This is a genomic window from Agathobaculum sp. Marseille-P7918 (assembly GCF_900625105.1).
In the GTDB taxonomy this organism is placed as follows: domain Bacteria; phylum Bacillota; class Clostridia; order Oscillospirales; family Butyricicoccaceae; genus Agathobaculum.
The window spans coordinates 66,965-84,713 of sequence record NZ_UYYD01000005.1 but is presented as its reverse complement, the minus strand read 5'-3'; the positions used below and the strand labels follow the sequence as shown (position 1 = coordinate 84,713).

General features: G+C 62.6%; 14 protein-coding genes and 2 riboswitches. Of the genes, 6 read left to right on the top strand and 8 right to left on the bottom strand.

The features are described 5' to 3' along the window. Window positions 1-78 precede the first annotated feature (78 nt). Both EJL02_RS08820 and carB read left to right on the top strand, forming a co-directional pair. Window positions 79-1,173, top strand: a complete 1,095-nt coding sequence (locus EJL02_RS08820) for a carbamoyl phosphate synthase small subunit (protein ID WP_125116044.1) — start codon at window positions 79-81, stop codon at window positions 1,171-1,173. Continuing rightward, a complete protein-coding gene (gene carB / locus EJL02_RS08815; RefSeq protein WP_125116043.1) occupies window positions 1,173-4,358 on the top strand; it encodes a carbamoyl-phosphate synthase large subunit in 3,186 nt (1,061 codons plus the stop codon). Before EJL02_RS08820 ends, carB begins: the two co-directional genes overlap by 1 nt. 138 nt (window positions 4,359-4,496) lie before the next feature. Here carB and brnQ read toward each other — a convergent pair whose 3' ends face one another. Together brnQ and EJL02_RS08805 are read right to left on the bottom strand one after the other, a co-directional pair. After that, window positions 4,497-5,798 (bottom strand): branched-chain amino acid transport system II carrier protein, encoded by a 1,302-nt coding sequence (gene brnQ, locus EJL02_RS08810; RefSeq protein WP_125116042.1) that lies wholly within the window; start codon window positions 5,796-5,798, stop codon window positions 4,497-4,499. 120 nt (window positions 5,799-5,918) lie between these two features. Beyond that, the gene (locus tag EJL02_RS08805; RefSeq protein ID WP_125116134.1) at window positions 5,919-7,286 is read right to left on the bottom strand and encodes an alanine/glycine:cation symporter family protein; all 1,368 of its coding nucleotides are present in this window, start codon (window positions 7,284-7,286) and stop codon (window positions 5,919-5,921) included. Between the two features lie 139 nt (window positions 7,287-7,425). Continuing rightward, window positions 7,426-7,529: riboswitch (glycine riboswitch) on the bottom strand. A gap of 9 nt (window positions 7,530-7,538) precedes the next feature. Further along, window positions 7,539-7,613, bottom strand: a riboswitch (glycine riboswitch). Between the two features lie 161 nt (window positions 7,614-7,774). On the opposite strand from EJL02_RS08805, the gene EJL02_RS08800 reads away from it, so the two are divergent. The 3 genes from EJL02_RS08800 to EJL02_RS08790 all read left to right on the top strand — a co-directional run bounded on the left by EJL02_RS08800 (window position 7,775) and on the right by EJL02_RS08790 (window position 13,020). Next, window positions 7,775-9,526 carry an FtsW/RodA/SpoVE family cell cycle protein gene (locus tag EJL02_RS08800; protein ID WP_125116041.1) on the top strand — a complete coding sequence of 584 codons (1,752 nt, stop codon included), beginning with the start codon at window positions 7,775-7,777 and terminating at the stop codon, window positions 9,524-9,526. Next, window positions 9,527-10,900, top strand: a complete 1,374-nt coding sequence (locus tag EJL02_RS08795) for a penicillin-binding transpeptidase domain-containing protein (protein WP_125116040.1) — start codon at window positions 9,527-9,529, stop codon at window positions 10,898-10,900. A 188-nt stretch (window positions 10,901-11,088) separates the two neighbouring features. Beyond that, window positions 11,089-13,020 carry an FUSC family protein gene (locus tag EJL02_RS08790; protein WP_125116039.1) on the top strand — a complete coding sequence of 644 codons (1,932 nt, stop codon included), beginning with the start codon at window positions 11,089-11,091 and terminating at the stop codon, window positions 13,018-13,020. Window positions 13,021-13,026: 6 nt separating this feature from the next. On the opposite strand, the gene EJL02_RS08785 is transcribed toward EJL02_RS08790, so the two are convergent. From EJL02_RS08785 to spoVAC, 5 genes are all read right to left on the bottom strand, one after another. Next, complete coding sequence (locus EJL02_RS08785) at window positions 13,027-13,284, bottom strand: hypothetical protein (protein WP_125116038.1); 258 nt, start codon at window positions 13,282-13,284, stop codon at window positions 13,027-13,029. Between the two features lie 130 nt (window positions 13,285-13,414). Next, window positions 13,415-14,383 (bottom strand): tRNA dihydrouridine synthase, encoded by a 969-nt coding sequence (locus EJL02_RS08780; RefSeq protein WP_243114442.1) that lies wholly within the window; start codon window positions 14,381-14,383, stop codon window positions 13,415-13,417. A gap of 67 nt (window positions 14,384-14,450) precedes the next feature. Beyond that, window positions 14,451-14,807 carry a stage V sporulation protein AE gene (gene spoVAE / locus EJL02_RS08775; protein ID WP_125116132.1) on the bottom strand — a complete coding sequence of 119 codons (357 nt, stop codon included), beginning with the start codon at window positions 14,805-14,807 and terminating at the stop codon, window positions 14,451-14,453. Window positions 14,808-14,812: 5 nt separating this feature from the next. Beyond that, window positions 14,813-15,829: a stage V sporulation protein AD gene (locus EJL02_RS08770; protein WP_125116037.1), complete on the bottom strand. Its 1,017-nt coding sequence runs from the start codon at window positions 15,827-15,829 to the stop codon at window positions 14,813-14,815. Further along, entirely contained in the window at window positions 15,826-16,278 is a 453-nt protein-coding gene (gene spoVAC / locus EJL02_RS08765; RefSeq protein ID WP_125116036.1) for a stage V sporulation protein AC, read from the bottom strand. Before spoVAC ends, EJL02_RS08770 begins: the two co-directional genes overlap by 4 nt. A 146-nt stretch (window positions 16,279-16,424) precedes the next feature. Between spoVAC and EJL02_RS08760 the strand changes: the two genes are divergently transcribed. Continuing rightward, complete coding sequence (locus EJL02_RS08760; protein WP_125116035.1) at window positions 16,425-16,859, top strand: hypothetical protein; 435 nt, start codon at window positions 16,425-16,427, stop codon at window positions 16,857-16,859. 47 nt (window positions 16,860-16,906) lie between these two features. Here EJL02_RS08760 and EJL02_RS08755 read toward each other — a convergent pair whose 3' ends face one another. Next, window positions 16,907-17,743 (bottom strand): prephenate dehydrogenase, encoded by an 837-nt coding sequence (locus EJL02_RS08755; protein ID WP_125116034.1) that lies wholly within the window; start codon window positions 17,741-17,743, stop codon window positions 16,907-16,909. Window positions 17,744-17,749 lie beyond the last annotated feature (6 nt).

The window sequence follows — 17,749 nt, the reverse complement described above, 5'->3', positions numbered from 1 at the left end:
GGATGACACAAGCATGGCTTGTGTCTGGACTGAATGGAAATTCTGCGAATTTCAAAATGGGAGCGTGGAGATACAAGAATGAAAAAAGCGTATTTACTGCTCGCGGATGGCACCCGGTTTGAGGGTCAGGCCGTCGGCTACGAAGGGCAGAGCATCGGCGAGGTCGTGTTCAACACGGGCATGGCCGGCTATCAGGAGGTTTTGACCGACCCGTCTTATTACGGACAGATCGTCACCATGACCTATCCGCTGATCGGCAACTACGGCATCAACTTTGACGACTATGAATCCCGCAAGAGCTGGGTTTCCGGCTTTATCATGCGCGAGATCGCGGAGTATCCGTCCAACTGGCGCTGCAAGATGACGCTGGACGAATACCTCAAGGAGCAGAAGGTCGTCGGCCTGGCGGGCATCGACACCCGCGCGCTCACCCGCAAGCTGCGCGGCGAGGGCGTCATGAACGGCGTGATCTACACCGAGGGCTTCGAGCCGGACGAGCAGACCATCGAGGCCATGCACGCGTACGTCGTCAAGGACGCGGTCAAATCGGTCACCTGCGCGGAAAGCACGGTCTACCCGGCGGAGGGCGAGCAGAAATACCGCATCGCGCTGTATGACTACGGCGTCAAGTACAACATCGAGCGCGAGCTGCAAAAGCGCGGCTGCGAGGTCGTCACCATCCCGGCGCTCACCCCGCCGGAGGACGTCATCGGCAAGTTTGACGGCGTCATGCTGTCGAACGGCCCCGGCGACCCGGCGGAAAACGTCGAGATTGTCGAGAACCTCAAAAAGCTGCTCGCGAGCAATATCCCGATCTTCGGCATCTGCCTCGGCCATCAGCTTTTGAGCCTCGCCATCGGCGCCAAGACCACCAAGCTCAAGTACGGCCACCGCGGCGTCAACCATCCGGTCAAGGATCTGGATGTGGACCGCACCTATATCACCAGCCAGAACCACGGCTATGCGGTCGTCGGCGAGTCGGTTGATTCCAAGATCGCGCGCGTGCGCTATGTCAACCTGAACGACGGCACGGTTGAGGGCATCGAGCACATCGGCCGCCCGGTGTTCACCGTGCAGTACCACCCGGAGGTTTGCCCCGGCCCGATGGATACGTCGTATCTGTTTGATAAATTTATGGACAACATTGCAAAAGCAAAGGGAGGTGCTCAGTAATGCCGCTGCGCAAGGATATTCATAAGGTTATGGTACTGGGCTCCGGCCCGATCGTCATCGGCCAGGCGGCCGAGTTCGACTACGCGGGCACGCAGGCCTGCCGCGCGTTGCGCGAGGAAGGCCTGGAGGTCGTGCTGGTCAACTCCAACCCCGCCACCATCATGACCGATAAGGCCATGGCCGACAAGGTCTATATCGAACCCCTGACCGTTGAAGCGGTGCAGGAGATCATCAAGAAAGAGCATCCGGACTCGCTGCTGCCCAACCTCGGCGGCCAGACCGGTCTGAACCTCGCCATGGAGCTGTGCGAGAGCGGCTTCCTCGACAAGATGGGCGTCAAGCTCCTCGGCGCAAACCCTGAGACCATCGCCAAGGCGGAGGACCGCCAGATGTTCAAGGACACGATGGAGAAGATCGGCGAGCCGGTCATCGCGTCCAAGGTCGTGCACTCGGTCGAGGATGCGGTCGAGTTTACCCGGGAAATCGGCCTGCCGGTCATCATCCGTCCGGCGTACACGCTCGGCGGCACGGGCGGCGGCATCGCCTACACCTGGGACCAGCTGCGCGAGATCGCCGCGACCGGCATCATGTACTCGCGCGTGGACGAGATCCTGGTCGAGAAGTGCATCGCGGGCTGGAAGGAAATCGAATACGAGGTCATGCGCGACCACAAGGGCAACGCGATCACGATCTGTAATATGGAAAACGTCGATCCGGTCGGCGTACACACCGGCGACTCGGTCGTTGTCGCGCCCAGCCAGACGCTGTGCGACAAGGAATACCAGATGCTGCGCACCTCGGCGCTCAACATCATCACCGAGCTGGGCATCGAGGGCGGCTGCAACGTGCAGTATGCGCTCAACCCGGATTCGTTCGAGTACGCGGTCATCGAGGTAAACCCCCGCGTTTCGCGTTCGTCCGCGCTGGCGTCCAAGGCGACCGGCTACCCGATCGCCAAGGTGACCGCCAAGATCGCGGTCGGCTACGGCCTGGACGAGATCGAAAACGCCGTCACCAAAAAGACCAAGGCCTGCTTCGAGCCGACGCTCGACTACTGCGTGGTCAAGTTCCCGCGCTGGCCGTTTGACAAGTTCGTGTACGCGGACAACACGCTCGGCACGCAGATGAAGGCGACGGGCGAGGTCATGGCGATCGACAACACGTTTGAAGGCGCGCTGATGAAGGCGGTCCGCGGCTGCGAGATCAAGCTCGACAGCATGATCGCTCCGCGCATCCAGCAGCAGTCGGATGCGGAGATCCGCAAGGGCGTGGCCCGCGTGGACGACCAGCGTCTGTTCCACATCTGCGAGGCGCTGCGCCGCGGCCTGATGACCATTGAGGAGATCCACGAGGTCACCACGATGGACACCTTCTTCCTGCATAAGTTCCAGAACATCGTGGATATGGAGAAGGAGCTGGCGTCGGCGGAAAAGATCGACAAGGATCTGTACCTGCGCGCCAAGAAGATGGGCTTCCTCGACAAGACGATCGAGCAGCTGTCCGGCAAGGATATTTCGGATGTCAAGCGTCTGCCGGTTTACAAGATGGTTGATACCTGTGCTGCCGAGTTCGAGGCCGAAACCCCGTATTACTACTCGACCTACGACGAGGAGACCGAGGTCAAGCCCGCTTCCGGCAAAAAGAAGGTGCTGGTACTCGGTTCCGGCCCGATCCGCATCGGTCAGGGTATCGAGTTCGACTATTGCTCGGTACACGCGGTCTGGGCGCTGCAGCGCCTCGGCTGTGAGACCGTCATCATCAACAACAACCCGGAGACCGTCTCGACCGACTTCGACACGGCTGACCGTCTGTATTTCGAGCCGCTGACGCCGGAGGATGTGACCGGCGTGGTCAACGCGGAAAAGCCGGACTTTGCCATCGTGCAGTTTGGCGGCCAGACCGCGATCAACCTCGCTGCGCACATCGAAAAGCTGGGCGTCCCGATCCTCGGCACCCCGGCGTGGTCGATTGACGCCGCGGAGGACCGCGAAAAGTTCGACGTTATCCTCGAGAAGTGCGGTATCCCGCGTCCGGCGGGCCACACGGTTATGACCGAGGAAGAAGCCGTTGCCGCGGCCGACCAGCTCGGCTATCCGGTGCTTGTCCGTCCGTCTTATGTACTCGGCGGTCAGGGCATGGAGATCGCGCACAAGGAAGAGGACGTGCGCGAGTTCATGAAGGTCATCACCCGCAACAAGGTGGAAAACCCGGTGCTGGTCGATAAGTATATGATGGGCCGCGAGATCGAGGTTGACGCCATCTGCGACGGCGACGACATCCTCATCCCGGGCATCATGGAGCACTTCGAGCGCGCGGGCGTCCACTCGGGCGACTCGATCTCGATTTATCCGTCCATCAACATTGAGCAGAAGCACAAGGATACCATCATCCGCTACACCGAGGCGCTTGCGAAGAACCTCGCGGTACTCGGTCTGGTCAACATCCAGTTCGTGCTGTATAACGATCAGGTTTACGTCATTGAGGTCAACCCGCGTTCGTCGCGCACCGTGCCGTATATCTCCAAGGTAACGGGCGTGCCGATGGTCGATCTCGCGACCCGCTGCATGTTCGGCGAAAAGCTGCGCGACATGGGCTGCGGCACCGGCCTGCATCCGGAAGGCGATCACTACGCGGTCAAGGTGCCGGTGTTCTCGTTCCAGAAGCTGCGCGACCTCGACACCCAGCTGGGGCCGGAAATGAAATCGACCGGCGAGGTGCTGGGCGTGGCGACCACGTTCCGCGAAGCGCTGCTCAAGGGTCTGATCGGCGCGGGCTTCAAGATGAAGAAGAAGGGCGCGGTGCTGATCTCCGTGCGCGATTCGGACAAGCAGGAAGCCATCCGCATCGGCGAGCGGTTTGAAGCGCTCGGCTTCGATATCTATGCGACGAGCGGCACGGCGAACGTGCTCAACCGCCACATGGTCGCGACCAACGCGATCCGCAACGTGGACGAGCCGAGCCCGAACATCATCGACCTGATCGAGTCCGGCAAGATCGACTATGTCGTGGCGACTTCGGTCAAGGGCCGCCACCCCGAGCTGGGCTCGGTGCACATCCGCCGCACGGCGGTCGAGCGTGCGATCCCGTGCCTGACCTCGATCGACACGGCGTCGGCGCTGCTGCGCTGCCTCGAGGGCGACATCCGGATCGAAAACTGCGAACCGGTGGATATCAATACAATCTAAAATTTCGATGAAAAGAACCGCCTTTTGGCGGTTCTTTTCTGTTGCATGCGTGCCTTGCGGCGCGAAAAAAGGACGCCAAACGGCGTCCTTTTTGTTTGGTGGAGAATTCTGCGTTCTTCCACAGGGCTGTGGATGGATTCAAGCCTCCTGCGCTTTGTGGCCGGAGAACACAAGCCCCAGCAGCAGACCTGCCAGCGCCGGCAGCACCCAGCCGAAGCCCGCGCCGGTCAGCGGCAGGGCGGCGACCGCATCGGTCCAGAGCGGGATGACCGCGCCGCTTTGCGCGAGCGCTTCGGTCACGCTCTGCACGCAGGTCAGGCCAACGGCGAGCGGGTAGACCAGCCGGTACGCGGTCAGATGCGGCACGAACGACAGCACGATCAGCACGATCGCGGCCGGATAAATGGCGTTCAGAACCGGCGTGGACAGGCGGATAATGCCCGCGAGGCCGATGTTGGAGATAACCATGCTGGCCGCCGAGAAAAACGCCGCGAACATGCGGTAGGAGATGCGCGGGCACAGGCCGTGAAAGTATTCGCTGACGCAGGAGATCAGGCCGATGCAGGTATTCAGGCAGGCGATCAGGAAGATCGCGGCCAGCAGCACGCGGCCGGGCGTGCCGAACAGGGCATAGGCGAGCGAGGACAGCGTATCCGCGCCGGATGCGCCGAGCGGGAACGCGCCGCCCGCAATGGCGCCCGCGTGCGTCAGCATCGCGTAGATCACGAGCAGCAGCGCGCCCGCGATCCAGCCCGCGCGGATCGTGCCGCGCACGACCTGCTTGTCCTCTTCAATGCCTTTGGCACGGATGTTGAGCGCGATCACCGCGCCGAAGTTGAGCGCCGCGATCGTGTCCATGGTCTGATAGCCGCCGAGAAAGCCGACCGCGGCCGGCAGGGAAGCGTAGGCCGGCTGCACCACGCCGTAGTGCGCTGCAACCGGGTCGATCAGGCAGCCCGCGAACAGCACGACGATCAGCACAATCAGCGTCGGGCACAGGATTTTGCCCAGGCGGTCGGTCAGCTTGTCCGGCCGCAGGGCGATCAGGAACGCGACCGCGAAAAACAGCACGGAATACGCGGCCTGCTTGGCCGTACCGCCGCCGATGATCGGCGCAAACATCTCGAACGAGGTGCTCGCCGTACGCGGGATGGCAAGGCACGGGCCGATCGACAGATAGATCAGCAGCGTGAACACCGCGGCAAAGCGCGGGTGCACGCGCCCGGCAAGGGCGGACAGCCCGCCCGACCGCGCCACCGCGATCACGCCCAGTACGGGCAGGCCGATCGCGCTCATCGCGAAGCCGATAAAAGCCGGCCACGCGGCCGTGCCGGCCTCCGCGCCGAGATAGGGCGGGAAGATCAGATTGCCCGCCCCGAAGAACATGGAAAACAGCGTAAACCCGACCAGCAGCAGGTTTTTGCCGTGCAGTTTTTGCATAGAAAAGTCCCCCCTCATGTGACTCAACCTTATTATACCCGATGGGTGGGTTTTGTCAAACCAAAAACCGGCAAAATACAAAAAAGACCGCAAAAAGCGGCCTTTTTTGCATAGGAATTGTTATTTTTTCATGATGTCCTCATCATGCGCGGCGCGCGCGACGATGCCGGACAGGAACAACAGCGCAATCAGGTTGGGGAATACCATCAGGCCGTTAAACAGGTCGGACAGGTTCCACACCAGATCGACCTTGAGCGCCGAGCCGATCACGATGCACACGACGACGATCGCGGCGTACAGCTTGGTCGCCTTCTGGCCGAACAGCGCCTTGACGTTGGTTTCGCCGAAGAAGTACCAGCCGATGATGGTCGAGAACGCGAAGAACAGCATGCAGATCGCGACAAAGGCGTTGCCGAACGAGCCGAGCGCGAAGTTGAACGCGGCCTGCGCCAGCGCGGTGCCCTCCAGCCCGCCGGGCACGCCTGCTTGCAGCTGGCCCGAGGTCAGGATGACCAGCGCGGTCAGCGTCAGTACGATGAAGGTGTCGATAAACACGGAAACGATGGCGATTTCGCCCTGATCCTGCGGCTTTTCGACCTTGGCCAGCGCGTGCGCGTGCGGGGTCGAGCCCATGCCGGCCTCGTTGGAAAACAGGCCGCGCGCCACGCCGTAGCGCATCGCTTCGCGCACCGTGATGCCGACCGCGCCGCCGAGGATGGCCTGCGGGTCAAACGCCGCGACAAAGATCGAGCGGAACGCCGGGATGATGGCGGCATGGTTGATGCAAAGGATGATGACGCAGCCGACGATGTAGAAGCCCGCCATGACCGGAACGACCTTTTCGGTGAAGGCCGCGATGCGGCTGACGCCGCCAAGGAAGATGAACGCCGCGATGATCGCGCAGATCACGCCGATGATGCGCTTATCCACGCCGAAGGCGTTCTGGAACGCTTCGCTGATCGAGTTGGCCTGCACCATGTTGCCGGTGAAGCCCAGCGCGAAGATGATCGCGATCGAGAAGAAGCCCGCGAGGAACTTGCCGAACTTGCCGGTGAAGCGCGCGCGAATGTAGTAGATCGGGCCGCCGGTGACGTGACCGTTCTGATCGACCGTCTTATACTTCTGCGCGAGCACGGCCTCGCCGTAGATGGTGGACATGCCGAAGAAGGCAGAAAGCCACATCCAGAAGATCGCGCCCGGGCCGCCGGAATACAGTGCGGTGGCCGCGCCCGCGATGTTGCCTGTGCCGACCTGCGCCGCGATTGCGGTGGTCAGCGCCTGGAACGGGCTCATGCCGTCCTTGCCGGCCTTTTCGCCGTGCAGCGAGAAGTTGCCGAACAGCCGCTTCCAGCCCGCGCCGAACTTGCGCACCTGCACAAAGCGCGTGCGGATGGTGAAGATGATACCCGTGCCCACTAGCAGATACAGCAGCACGCTGTTCCACACGATGTCGCTGATCTGCTTGACCAGCGCCGCCAGTTGATCCATAGACATTTTACCTACATACCCCTTTTTCTTTTTTTGCGGCAAACAAAAAGAGCCAGCACCCCCTTTGGGGGCCTGACTCTGAAAGAACGGGCCGTTCAGCGCGGCAGGAAACACAAAAAAAGCGCCTGTCCTGCGCTGAGGTTCGCACTCTGTCCTTTTGCCTGAGAGATTGGCATGCGGTTCCCCGCCGCACGCGTTGCACCTTCGGCAGCTCCCTGCGGAGCGTTCTCCAGAGTCACATCCATTTACAGTCCCCATCCGGCAATCCGGACGCCTGAGAGTTTTGCTCCTTCGGCAAGCCTTGCGGCTTTTTCCTGCAAACTTCGTTTGTCGCTTGTATGGTCTTGGAATACCAGTGTAACATCCTATGCGAATACTGTCAAGTGGTATCCGGTTTTGTCATTTACTGTCCGTTCATTTGTTCCTTGACAAGCTGTGCTATAATATATAGGTTAAAGAATCCGATTTTTGAAAGGAGGAACATCAACATGAACGATGCCTTGCAGGGGCCGCTCGATGCGTTGACCGCCTTTTTGGCGGAAAATCCGCTCGTCGGCGCATGGTACACGACCGTGGTGCGGTTCGTGTTCCCGATTCTGGCGCTGATGATTCTGGTCGGCGCGATCCGCTCGCTCTGGAAGGTCAAACACCCGGACGAGGTCTGGGGCTATCTGGGCATGGCAAACGGGGTGCGCCTGCCCATCACACACTGGGAAAACATCATCGGCCGTGCGCCCTCGTGCGACGTGCAGATCGAATATCCCTCGGTTTCCCGGCAGCACGCCGCCCTCATCCGCGAGGACGACGGCTCCTGGACGGTCTATGACCTCGGCTCCAAGGGGGGCGTCAAGGTCAACGACCTGCCGGTGGACGAGTACGCCGTTGTCGAGGACGGGGACACCGTGTCCTTCGGCGGCATCCCGACCATGCTGGTGCCCATCTCGGCCGAGGAAAAGCGCGAGCAGATGGCCGAGCGCCGCATCGAAGGCCGTCCGGCCGGCATGTGGGGTTCGCTCGTGCTGCTGACGCTGTTTCAGGTGCTGACCGCCTTGCAGCTGATCGTGGCCGCGGGGGAGGAGGCAACCGTCACCATCCCGCTGACCTTTTTGGTGCTGACGCTGGTTTGCTGGGGCTATTTCATCATCCTGCGCTCGTTCCGGCGCATCGGCTTTGAGATGGAGACGATCGCGTTTTTCCTGTGCACGCTGTCGCTGGCCGTGACCGGCTCCAAGGTGCCCGAGGAGATGCCCAAGCAGCTGATCGCGATCCTGATGGGCCTTGCGATCTTCCTGATCCTCGGCTTTTTCCTGCGCGACCTGACGCGCGCGCAAAAGGTGCGCTGGTTCATGGGCGCGGCGGCGGTCGGTTTGCTGGTCATCACGCTGCTGATCGGCTCGAGTCAGGGCGGCGCGAAGGCGTGGCTGCGCCTCGGCCCGCTGTCGCTGCAAACCTCGGAGATCGCTAAGATCTGTTACATCTTCGCGGGCGCGGCAACGCTCGACCGTCTGTTCAACAAGCGCAACCTGTGGATGTTCATCGGCCTGACCGGCGTGTGCGGCGCGTGCCTTGCGCTGCAAAACGACTTCGGTACGGCGCTGGTGTTCTTTGTCACCTTCCTCGTCATCGCATATCTGCGCTCGGGCGACTTTGCGGTGCTCGGCCTGATCTGCGCGGCCTGCTTCGGCGGCGGCATGGTCATGCTGACCATTAAGCCCCATGTTGCGGCGCGCTTTGCCTCGTGGGGCCACATCTGGGAGGACGTGTATGACGCGGGCTTCCAGCAGACCCATACGCTGACCGCGGCCGCATCCGGCGGCATGATCGGCGTGGGCGCGGGCAAGGGTTGGCTGAGCGGCCTGCCCGCGGCGGATACCGATATCGTATTCGGCATGCTGTGCGAGGAATGGGGTCTGGTGATCGCGGTGCTGACCATCCTGTGCATCATCACGCTGGCCGTGTTCGCGGTGCGCGCGTGCCGCGCGGGCCGGTCGAGCTTCTATACGATCGCGGCCTGCGCCGCCACCAGCCTGCTGGTGTTCCAGACCTGCCTGAACGTATTCGGCGCGGTCGATATCCTGCCGTTCACCGGCGTTACCCTGCCGTTTGTCTCGAACGGCGGCTCTTCCATGCTGTCGGCATGGGGCATGCTGGCCTTCCTCAAGGCGACCGACACGCGGCAGAACGCGTCCTTTGCGGTCAAGCTGCCTTCGCGGCGCGAACTGCGCGGGGAGGTGGACTAAATGCGGAAAATCGAAAAGCGCGGCGTGTTCTGCCTGATCCTGGCGGCGCTGCTCGGTCTGGGACTGGCCTTTTTCTGCTTCCAGTTCGTCGTGGACGGCGGCGACTGGGCGTCCTATCCCTATAACCGCCATCTGTACAGCAATTCCGGCCAGCTCAAGGGCGGCACCATCCTCGACCGGGACGGCGACGTGCTCTCCACGCTGGACGAAAACGGCAACCGCGTCTATTATCCGGACGGCGACATCCGCCGCGCGACGCTGCACGCGGTGGGCGACCCCGCGGGCAACATCGGCGCGGGCGCGCTGACCGCCTTTGCCGACAAGCTGTCGGGCTACAACCTGCTGACCGGCGTGTATTCGCCGCTCGGCACGGGCAACAACCTGTATCTGACCATCGACGCGTATCTCAACAATGTGGCCTATCAGGCACTGGGCGGCATGAGCGGCACGGTGGGCGTGTACAACTACAAGACGGGCGAGATCCTGTGCATGGTCTCCACCCCGACCTTTGACCCCGCCGACCCGCCGAACATCGACCCGGACGATCCGGCGTGGGAAGGCGTGTACGTCAACCGCCTGCTGTCGGCAAACTCGATCCCCGGCTCGATCTTTAAGGTCGTCACGCTCAATGCGGCGATCGAAAACATCCCCGACCTGTTTACCCGCACTTGGAACTGCACCGGCTCGGTCGAGATCGGCGGCGACGTGGTCACCTGTCCGTATGCGCATGGCCAGCAGGACATCGAGGATGCGCTTGCCAACTCCTGCAACGGCGTGTTCGGCCAGCTCGCGGTCGAGCTGGGCGGCGACACCATGCAGAAATACGCGGATTCCGCCGGCCTGACCGAGGCGATCAAGGTGGACGGCATCAACACCTCGGAGGGTCACTTCAACTTCGACGGCAACGACAACCAGCTCGCATGGGCGGGCGTCGGCCAGGGCGAGGACACGATGTGCCCGATCAACATGATGCTGTATATGGGCGCGATCGCCAACGGCGGCAAGGCCGCCATGCCGCGCCTGATTGAGAAGACCACCACGGATTACGGCCTGCCGACCGGCCTGTACTTCGCGCACAAGTCCTCCAAGCTGATCGAAGAGGACACGGCCTCGACGATCGCGGACATGATGCACAACAACGTCATCGAGACCTACGGCCAGGACCGTTTTCCGGGCATGGACATCTGCGCCAAGTCGGGTACGGCCGAGGTCGGCGCGGATCAGACGCCGAACGCGTGGTTCACCGGCTTTTTGCGCGACGAGGCAACGCCTTACGCCTTCATCGTGCTGGTCGAGAACGGCGGCGGCGGCTCGTCGGTCGCGGGCACAGTAGCGTCCAAGGTGCTGACCGCGGCGGTCGAAAAGGGCTATTGACAAACGAGAAACAACCGGACAAGGCACAGCGGGACCCGCGCTCAAAGCGCGGGTCCCGCTTTTTTGCGTCCGGCGGCGGCAAACGGGCGGTTGCAAAATCTTAACGGATTCTTTATACTATTGGTATCAGGGGGAACGGCGGCACACCGTTCCCTTGCACATCTTTACGGCAGAGGGGAGGGCTTGCCATGTCCGATGGCATTGCACGCGGCTGGCGGACGTTTTGGGCCGCGCTGCGGCGCGCCCTCCCGATCATTTTGTTTTTCCTCAGCTCGTTTGCCATTGTCAGCGCGCTGGCCGGCTTACAGTATGTGATCGTCGTGTCGGTCGTCACGGTGTTTTTCCAGACGCGCTACAAGCGGCAGGACAACACCGCGATCAGGTATCTGCGCCTGCTGCTCGTCGGCAGCGCGCTGATGGTGCTCGGCTTTATCGCGGCGGGCAGTCTGGCCGCGTGCATCGTGCTCAACCTCTGCGTGCCCTTTGTGCTCGTGCTGACGCAGAGCTCGCAGTTCAAGCCCAAGGGGTATTTCACCTATGCGATGCTGTTCGTGTTTCTGTCGCTCATCCCGCCCGCGAACACGACCGAAATGTTCATCGAGCTGGTCGTATTCTGGCTGGGCGTATGCTATCTCGCGGGCGCGATCGCGCTGTATGGCCGCCTGTTCCGCCGTCCGGTCGATGTGCCGCTCACGCTCGAGCGCGCGCTGGTCGAAATGAGCGAGCTGCTGCTGCTTCTGATCGAGCCCGACCGCCAGAAGGAGCTCAATGAGCGCTTCCGCGCGCTGCTGCATACGCTGCACCAGATGTCCTATCACCAGCACTTTTTCTCGCGGCAGACGCCGGACAATCAGCTGTACGACATGGTTTCCACGCTGGCGCAGCGGTTTTCCTATCTGATCACCGATCACGAGTGGCGCACCGAGCTGGATGAGGCGCGTGTCCGCATGCTGCGGCAGCTGGCGGCGTTCTTGCGCGATGTGTCCGCGTCGCTGGCAAACGGGACGGAAGACGAGCAGATCGACCGTGCGCGCACCATGCTCGACTGCATGGATATCCCGGAGGGCCGCGTGCGCATTTTCAGCCGCAGCCTGCTGCACATGCTGGTGCTCCTGCTGCGCACACATGGCCAGCCGGTGACGGCTGCGGTCTATCCGGTCAGCTGGGGCGGGCTGCTCCAGCAGCTGCGCCTGCGCCTGACGACCGAGTCGTTCGAGCTGCGGTTCGCCATGCGCCTGGCCACCGTGCTGACGGTCAGCAACGTCATCAGCTTTGTGCTGCCGGTCACGCATTCGTACTGGATTCCGCTCAACGCGTTTCTGCTGCTCCAGCCCAGCTGCGAGGACAGCAGCTACCGCATGAAGACCCGTCCGATCGGCACGCTGATCGGCTGCGTGATCGAGTTTATCCTGCATCCGCTGCTGCCCGGACTGGGCGGCCAGCTGGTGTTTGCGCTGGTGATGATCTCGCTGATGTACTGCGCAACGCCCGGCACTTGGTACCACCCGATCTTCTCCACCTGCTACGCGCTCACGCTCGCCACCATGACGCTCAACGAGGCGACCGCCGTCACACTGCGGCTGGTCTATCTGGGCGCGGCGGTCGCGATCGTGTTTGTGGTCAACCGGTTTTTCTTCCCGATCCGCAAGGAAGCCATGTTCCGCTACAACATCAAGGCGCTGTTCCGGCTGCACAACAGCTATTGGGAGTTCATTCGCCGCGGGCTGGCCGGGGATACCGACCTTTCGGTTTCGTGCGAGATCCTGACCTGCTTCCACATGCTGTATGAGGAGTGCGTGGGGTATGTGACCCAGCATCCCGCGCTGCCGCATCGGGAGGACTTGCAGACCGTGCTGCTGACGCTGTGGCACATGTTTTCCGAGTTGGAGCAGATGCACTATCTGATCCGCACGCAGAGCGTGCGGCCGGAGGAGGCGGACGCGCTGCTCGAAATGATCGACGCGATCGAGGAGGAGCTCTACCCGATCATCGACGGCCGCAATTTCCCGGCGCTGCGCCGCCGCCTGCACTACCGCGAGAGCGGCGTCAACTATGTGGTCACGCAGTATCTGCGCCATGCGGAATCGCTGCTGCAATACAAGGCCTGCATCCCGTTCTGAGCGCGCTCAGACCCGTCCCGGGTCGCCCGCCATGCGCCGGCGCGGCGCGGTACGGGGGAGGGCGCTGCGCAGCGGCAGGCGGATGGGGTGCCGCATGCGGCGGCGATGGAGCACACGCTGTCCGGCGCAGACCAGCAGCGCCGCTGCCAGCAGGCCGAGCGCCAGCACCCCGGCGGAAATGTGTCCCATGTCGGACGCGCCCGCGAGCAGCAGTGTGAGCAGACCGCCCGTGGTCTGCAAGGCATGTCCCAGTTTCTTTTGCATGAAAAATCCCTCCGCTTCCCTGTTTGATGGTTCCATTGTAAAACAGAGGGTGTCCCATAAACGGGACGAACGGCGCGGGTGCAAAAAATGGCTCCCTTCAGGAACAACCGGAGGGGAGCCGTTTTGCGTTTTATGCCGGGCGGAACCAGCCGGGAACGACGTCGTCCCGCACCGCAAGGTCGCGGAAAATGGCCGCCGCCGCGTCCTCGTAGGCGCGCGGACTGGTGGCTTTTTTGAGCTGTTTGCCGTGCTTTTCGCTGTTTTGGAACAGGTTCAGGTGATAGAACCAAATCTCCTTCATGCGCAGCATGGCGATGCGCGCGTCGCCGAAGGCCTCGCAGTAGCCCGCGTACAGCGCGTCGTGGAAGGCGCGCAGCGTGTCGCGGTCCGCGCGTGGGCCGCCGCGCAACCGCGTGACGAGTGAAGGGTCGCCGATCAGCCCGCGGCCGATCATCAGGGCGGGCAGATCGGGATAACGCGCCTCGACCGCCTGTGCGTCCGCCTCGGTGACGACGTCGCCGTTGTAGCACACCGGCATGCGGCAGTTTGGCAGCGCGGCGGCAAAGTCCGCCTCGCGCACCTTGCCTTTATAGAAATCCTGCCGCACGCGCGGGTGGATGGTGAGCTCGGCGACCGGGTAGCGGTTGTAGATCGCGAGCAGGCGGTCAAATTCCGCCGGATTATGCATGCCAAGTCGCGTTTTGATCGAAATGCGCGCGTGCGTTGCGGAAAACACCGCGTCCAGAAAGCGGTCGAGCGCGTCCGGGTCGGCCAGAAAGCCCGCGCCCTTGCCCTTGGCCGTCACCGTGCCCGACGGGCAGCCGAGGTTGAGGTTGACCTCCGCGTAGCCCATGTCGGCCAAGGCGTCCGCCGCCCAGATGCAGTCCGCGGCCGATTTGGTCAGCAGCTGCGGCACGGCGGGCACGCCTGCGTTCACTTCGGGCGCAATGTCCCGCTTTTGGCGCGGGGTGAAGCGTTCGGTGGTCGTCGGCGTGATGAATGGCATATAATATTTGTTGATGCCGGGGAAAAATGCGTGGTGCGTGCGGCGGTAGACCGCACCAGTCACGCCCTCCATCGGGGCAAAATAGTAGCGCATGGGCAAACCTCGCTTTTTTGTTCTGCTGTCTATTATACCGGGGTTTGCCCGCGTTCGCAAGGGTGGGTCAGGAGCGCGATTTGGGCTTTGCCAGCAGCGCAAACAGGCAGCCGAACACGATCGCCGCCGCGATGCCGCCCGCAGCGCCCGTCACGCCGCCGGTGAACGCACCCAGCAGGCCGTCCTCCGCGACCGCCTTGGCCACGCCTTTGGCCAGCGAGTAGCCGAAGCCGAGGAGCGGCACGGTCGCGCCCGCGCCCGCATAGTCCACGACCGGCTGATACAACCCGAAGGCTTGCAGCGCCACGCCCAGCACCACCAGACTGACCAGAATGCGCGCGGGGGTCAGCTTGGTTTTGTCGATGAACACTTGGCAGACCGCGCAGATCGCGCCGCCCACCCAGAAGGCGTTCACATATTCCATCCAGTTCATGCGTCGCTCCTTTCGATCACGGCCGCGTGGCAGATGCCCGCGATCGGCTGGCCCTGCTGCACCGAAGTCGGGCTCATCATCGCGCCCGTGCCCGCAAACACCAGCCGGCGGATCTTGCCGGCCTGCATATCGCGCAGCAGCGGCCCGCACAGCACCGCTGCCGAGCAGCCGCAGCCCGAGCCGCCCGCGTGTGCGTCCTGTTCGTCGCCGAACAGCAGGCTGCCGCAGTCCGAATAGACGGGCGACAGGTCGATGCCGTCCGTGCGCAGCAGCGTCAGCAGCAGATCCGCGCCGACGTGGCCGAGGTCGCCGGTCACGATGCAGTCGAAGTCGGTCGGCTGCGCGCCGAGGTCGTGCAGCAGGGTGGAGAGGGTGTCGTAGGCCGCGGGCGCCATCGCCGCGCCCATGTTGTTCGCGTCCTTGACGCCCATCTCGATCATCTTGCCGAACAGCACATGGGTCAGTCGCAGGCGGCTGTGCCCCGCGGCGCTCAGCACGGCCGCGCCCGCGGCCGTCGCTGTCCACTGGGCGGTCGGTGTGCGCTGGCCGCCGTAGGCGAGCGGGAAGCGGTACTGCCGCTCGGCCGAGCAGAAATGCGAGGAGGCCGCCGCGAGCAGGCGGCGGGCCGCCCCGCCCTCGACCAGACAGCCGCCCAGCGCCAGTCCCTGCGCCATGGTCGAGCACGCGCCGTACTGTCCGAGATAGGGCGTGTCCGAATCGACCGAGGCGAGAAACGAACCGGTGCACTGGTTGAGCAGGTCGCCCGCGAGGATGACGTCCAGATCGCCCTTTTGCAGCCCGGCTTTGTGCAGGGCAAGGTGGATCGCGGTCTTTTGCAGCGCACTTTCCGCCAGCTCCCACGATTTCTGGTGCATGCGGTCGTCCTCGGTGACAAAATCAAAATACGCGCCGAGCGGGCCTTCGCCCTCCTTTTTGCCGACGGCCGATGCGTGCGCGATCAGATAGGGGCGGTTTGTCAGGCGCAGCGTGCGGGTGCCAACGCGTTCGATCATGCGCCGCCGCCCCCTCCCAGCAGCAAAAGGACCAGCCCGTACACCACGCTGGCTGCGATGCCGTAGGTCAGCACCGGCCCGGCAATGACGAACAGCTTGGCGCCCATGCCGAGGATCAGGCCCTCGCTTTTGAATTCCATCGCGGGCGAGACGATCGAGTTGGCAAAGCCGGTGATCGGCACGATCGTGCCCGCGCCCGCGTGCTTTGCCAGCTTTTCATACAGGTGCAGGCAGGTCAGCAGCGCGCCGAGAAATACCATGGTGATCGAGGTCGCGGCGGCGGCGTCCGAGGTGTCCAGTCCGCGCCACTGCCAGAAATTGCTCACCGCTTCGCCCACCGTGCAGATCGCTCCGCCGAACAAAAACGCCTTCAGGCAGTCGAGCGGCAGCGGGGAAGGCGGGCTTTTCTGTTCGAGCAGGCGCTGATAGCTCTGCTTATCCAGCTTCATATGCATGCTCCTTCCGGGTTTTTCTGCTATTTTGCGCAGCAGACGAAAAACTATCCATTGCATGCAAAAAGATTGTGCGCGGGCATGATTTCGCCGCAGCTGCGCATACTGAAACCATCTCAGCAAACGCAAAGGAGGGAAGGACAATGGTAGAGCAGGATACCATCAAACTGCTGCGCGAGTGCGATGCGGGCATCAAAATGGGCGTGTCCTCGATCGACGAGGTGTTGCAGTATATCAAAAGCGACACGCTGCGGCAGGATTTGAAAAAGTGTAGAAACGAGCATGTGAAATTGCAGGACGAAATCCAGGTGCTGCTGGACGAATATCACGACGACGGCAAGGAACCCAACCCGATCGCCAAGGGCATGTCGTGGATGAAAACCAACGTCAAGCTCGGCATGGACGAATCCGATCATACCGTCGCCGATCTGATGACCGACGGCTGCAACATGGGCGTCAAGTCGCTCAGCCGGTACCTCAACCAGTACAAGGCCGCGAGCGAGAAAACCAAGGACATCACCAAGCGGCTGATCTATGTGGAAGAGCAGCTGGCCGACCAAATGCGCGCGTTCCTGTAAAGTCCGCAGCGAACCAAAAAAACCGCCCCGAAGGGCGGTTTTTTGCGTTATCCCAGCGCTTCCTTGCGCTCGCGGCCGTCGCGCAGCAGTGCGGTGAGCGTCTCGCGGTCGCCCGCGCGGATCGCGCGGCGGTATTCGTCCAGATGCTGGATGATTTCGTCGATTTCCTCGGCGAGCGGTTCGGCGTTGCACAGGAACAGCTCGCTCCACATGGTTTCGTTCAGCTTTGCCACGCGGGTCAGATCCTTATAGCTGCCCGCCGAATAGCCGTTGTGGCGCTCGGCCTCCGGGCTTTTGATGTAGGACGAGGACACGATGTGCGCCAGCTGCGAGGTGAACGCGATCATCTTGTCGTGCTGCGCGGCCGTGCAGCGCACGGTCTGTCCGAAGCCGAGCGACATAAAGTACGCTTCCAGCTGCTCGAGCACGCGCTCGGTGCTGCTTTTCGTGGGCACGAAGATCATGCTCGCGCCGTCGAACAGCGTCGGCAGCGAGTAGTCCAGACCGGAGAACTCGCGGCCCGCCATCGGGTGTCCGCCGACATAGTGGACGCCCGCGTCCAGCGCGGCCTGCTCGAGATGATCGACCATAAACTGCTTGACGCCGACCATATCCACCACAACGCAGCCCTTTTTGAGCTTGGGCATGTTCTCCAGCAGCCAGTCCACGGTCGCCTGCGGATACAGGCCGATGATGACGAGATCGGCTTCCTTGAACAGGGCGTCGGTGGCGATCGCGTCGATCGCGCCGTCCGCCAGCGCCTGTTCGGCGGTGCGGCGGGTGCGGTTCCAGCCGAGCACGCGGCTGAGTGTGCGCGCCTTGATGGTTTTGCCCATCGAGCCGCCCATCAGGCCGAGGCCGGCAATGAGTACGGTGTCAAACATGGTTTT

Excerpts from the sequence above, each read along its gene's own strand:
- EJL02_RS08780 (WP_243114442.1), bottom strand. The coding sequence starts at position 14,383 with ATGCGCTACTATTTTGCCCCGATGGAGGGCGTGACTGGTGCGGTCTAC.
- EJL02_RS08805 (WP_125116134.1), bottom strand. The coding sequence starts at position 7,286 with ATGGATCAACTGGCGGCGCTGGTCAAGCAGATCAGCGACATCGTGTGG.
- EJL02_RS08785 (WP_125116038.1), bottom strand. The coding sequence starts at position 13,284 with ATGCAAAAGAAACTGGGACATGCCTTGCAGACCACGGGCGGTCTGCTC.
- brnQ (WP_125116042.1), bottom strand. The coding sequence starts at position 5,798 with ATGCAAAAACTGCACGGCAAAAACCTGCTGCTGGTCGGGTTTACGCTG.
- carB (WP_125116043.1), top strand. The coding sequence starts at position 1,173 with ATGCCGCTGCGCAAGGATATTCATAAGGTTATGGTACTGGGCTCCGGC.
- spoVAE (WP_125116132.1), bottom strand. The coding sequence starts at position 14,807 with ATGGAATATGTGAACGCCTTCTGGGTGGGCGGCGCGATCTGCGCGGTC.
- EJL02_RS08800 (WP_125116041.1), top strand. The coding sequence starts at position 7,775 with ATGAACGATGCCTTGCAGGGGCCGCTCGATGCGTTGACCGCCTTTTTG.
- EJL02_RS08770 (WP_125116037.1), bottom strand. The coding sequence starts at position 15,829 with ATGATCGAACGCGTTGGCACCCGCACGCTGCGCCTGACAAACCGCCCC.
- EJL02_RS08820 (WP_125116044.1), top strand. The coding sequence starts at position 79 with ATGAAAAAAGCGTATTTACTGCTCGCGGATGGCACCCGGTTTGAGGGT.
- spoVAC (WP_125116036.1), bottom strand. The coding sequence starts at position 16,278 with ATGAAGCTGGATAAGCAGAGCTATCAGCGCCTGCTCGAACAGAAAAGC.
- EJL02_RS08755 (WP_125116034.1), bottom strand. The coding sequence starts at position 17,743 with ATGTTTGACACCGTACTCATTGCCGGCCTCGGCCTGATGGGCGGCTCG.
- EJL02_RS08795 (WP_125116040.1), top strand. The coding sequence starts at position 9,527 with ATGCGGAAAATCGAAAAGCGCGGCGTGTTCTGCCTGATCCTGGCGGCG.
- EJL02_RS08790 (WP_125116039.1), top strand. The coding sequence starts at position 11,089 with ATGTCCGATGGCATTGCACGCGGCTGGCGGACGTTTTGGGCCGCGCTG.
- EJL02_RS08760 (WP_125116035.1), top strand. The coding sequence starts at position 16,425 with ATGGTAGAGCAGGATACCATCAAACTGCTGCGCGAGTGCGATGCGGGC.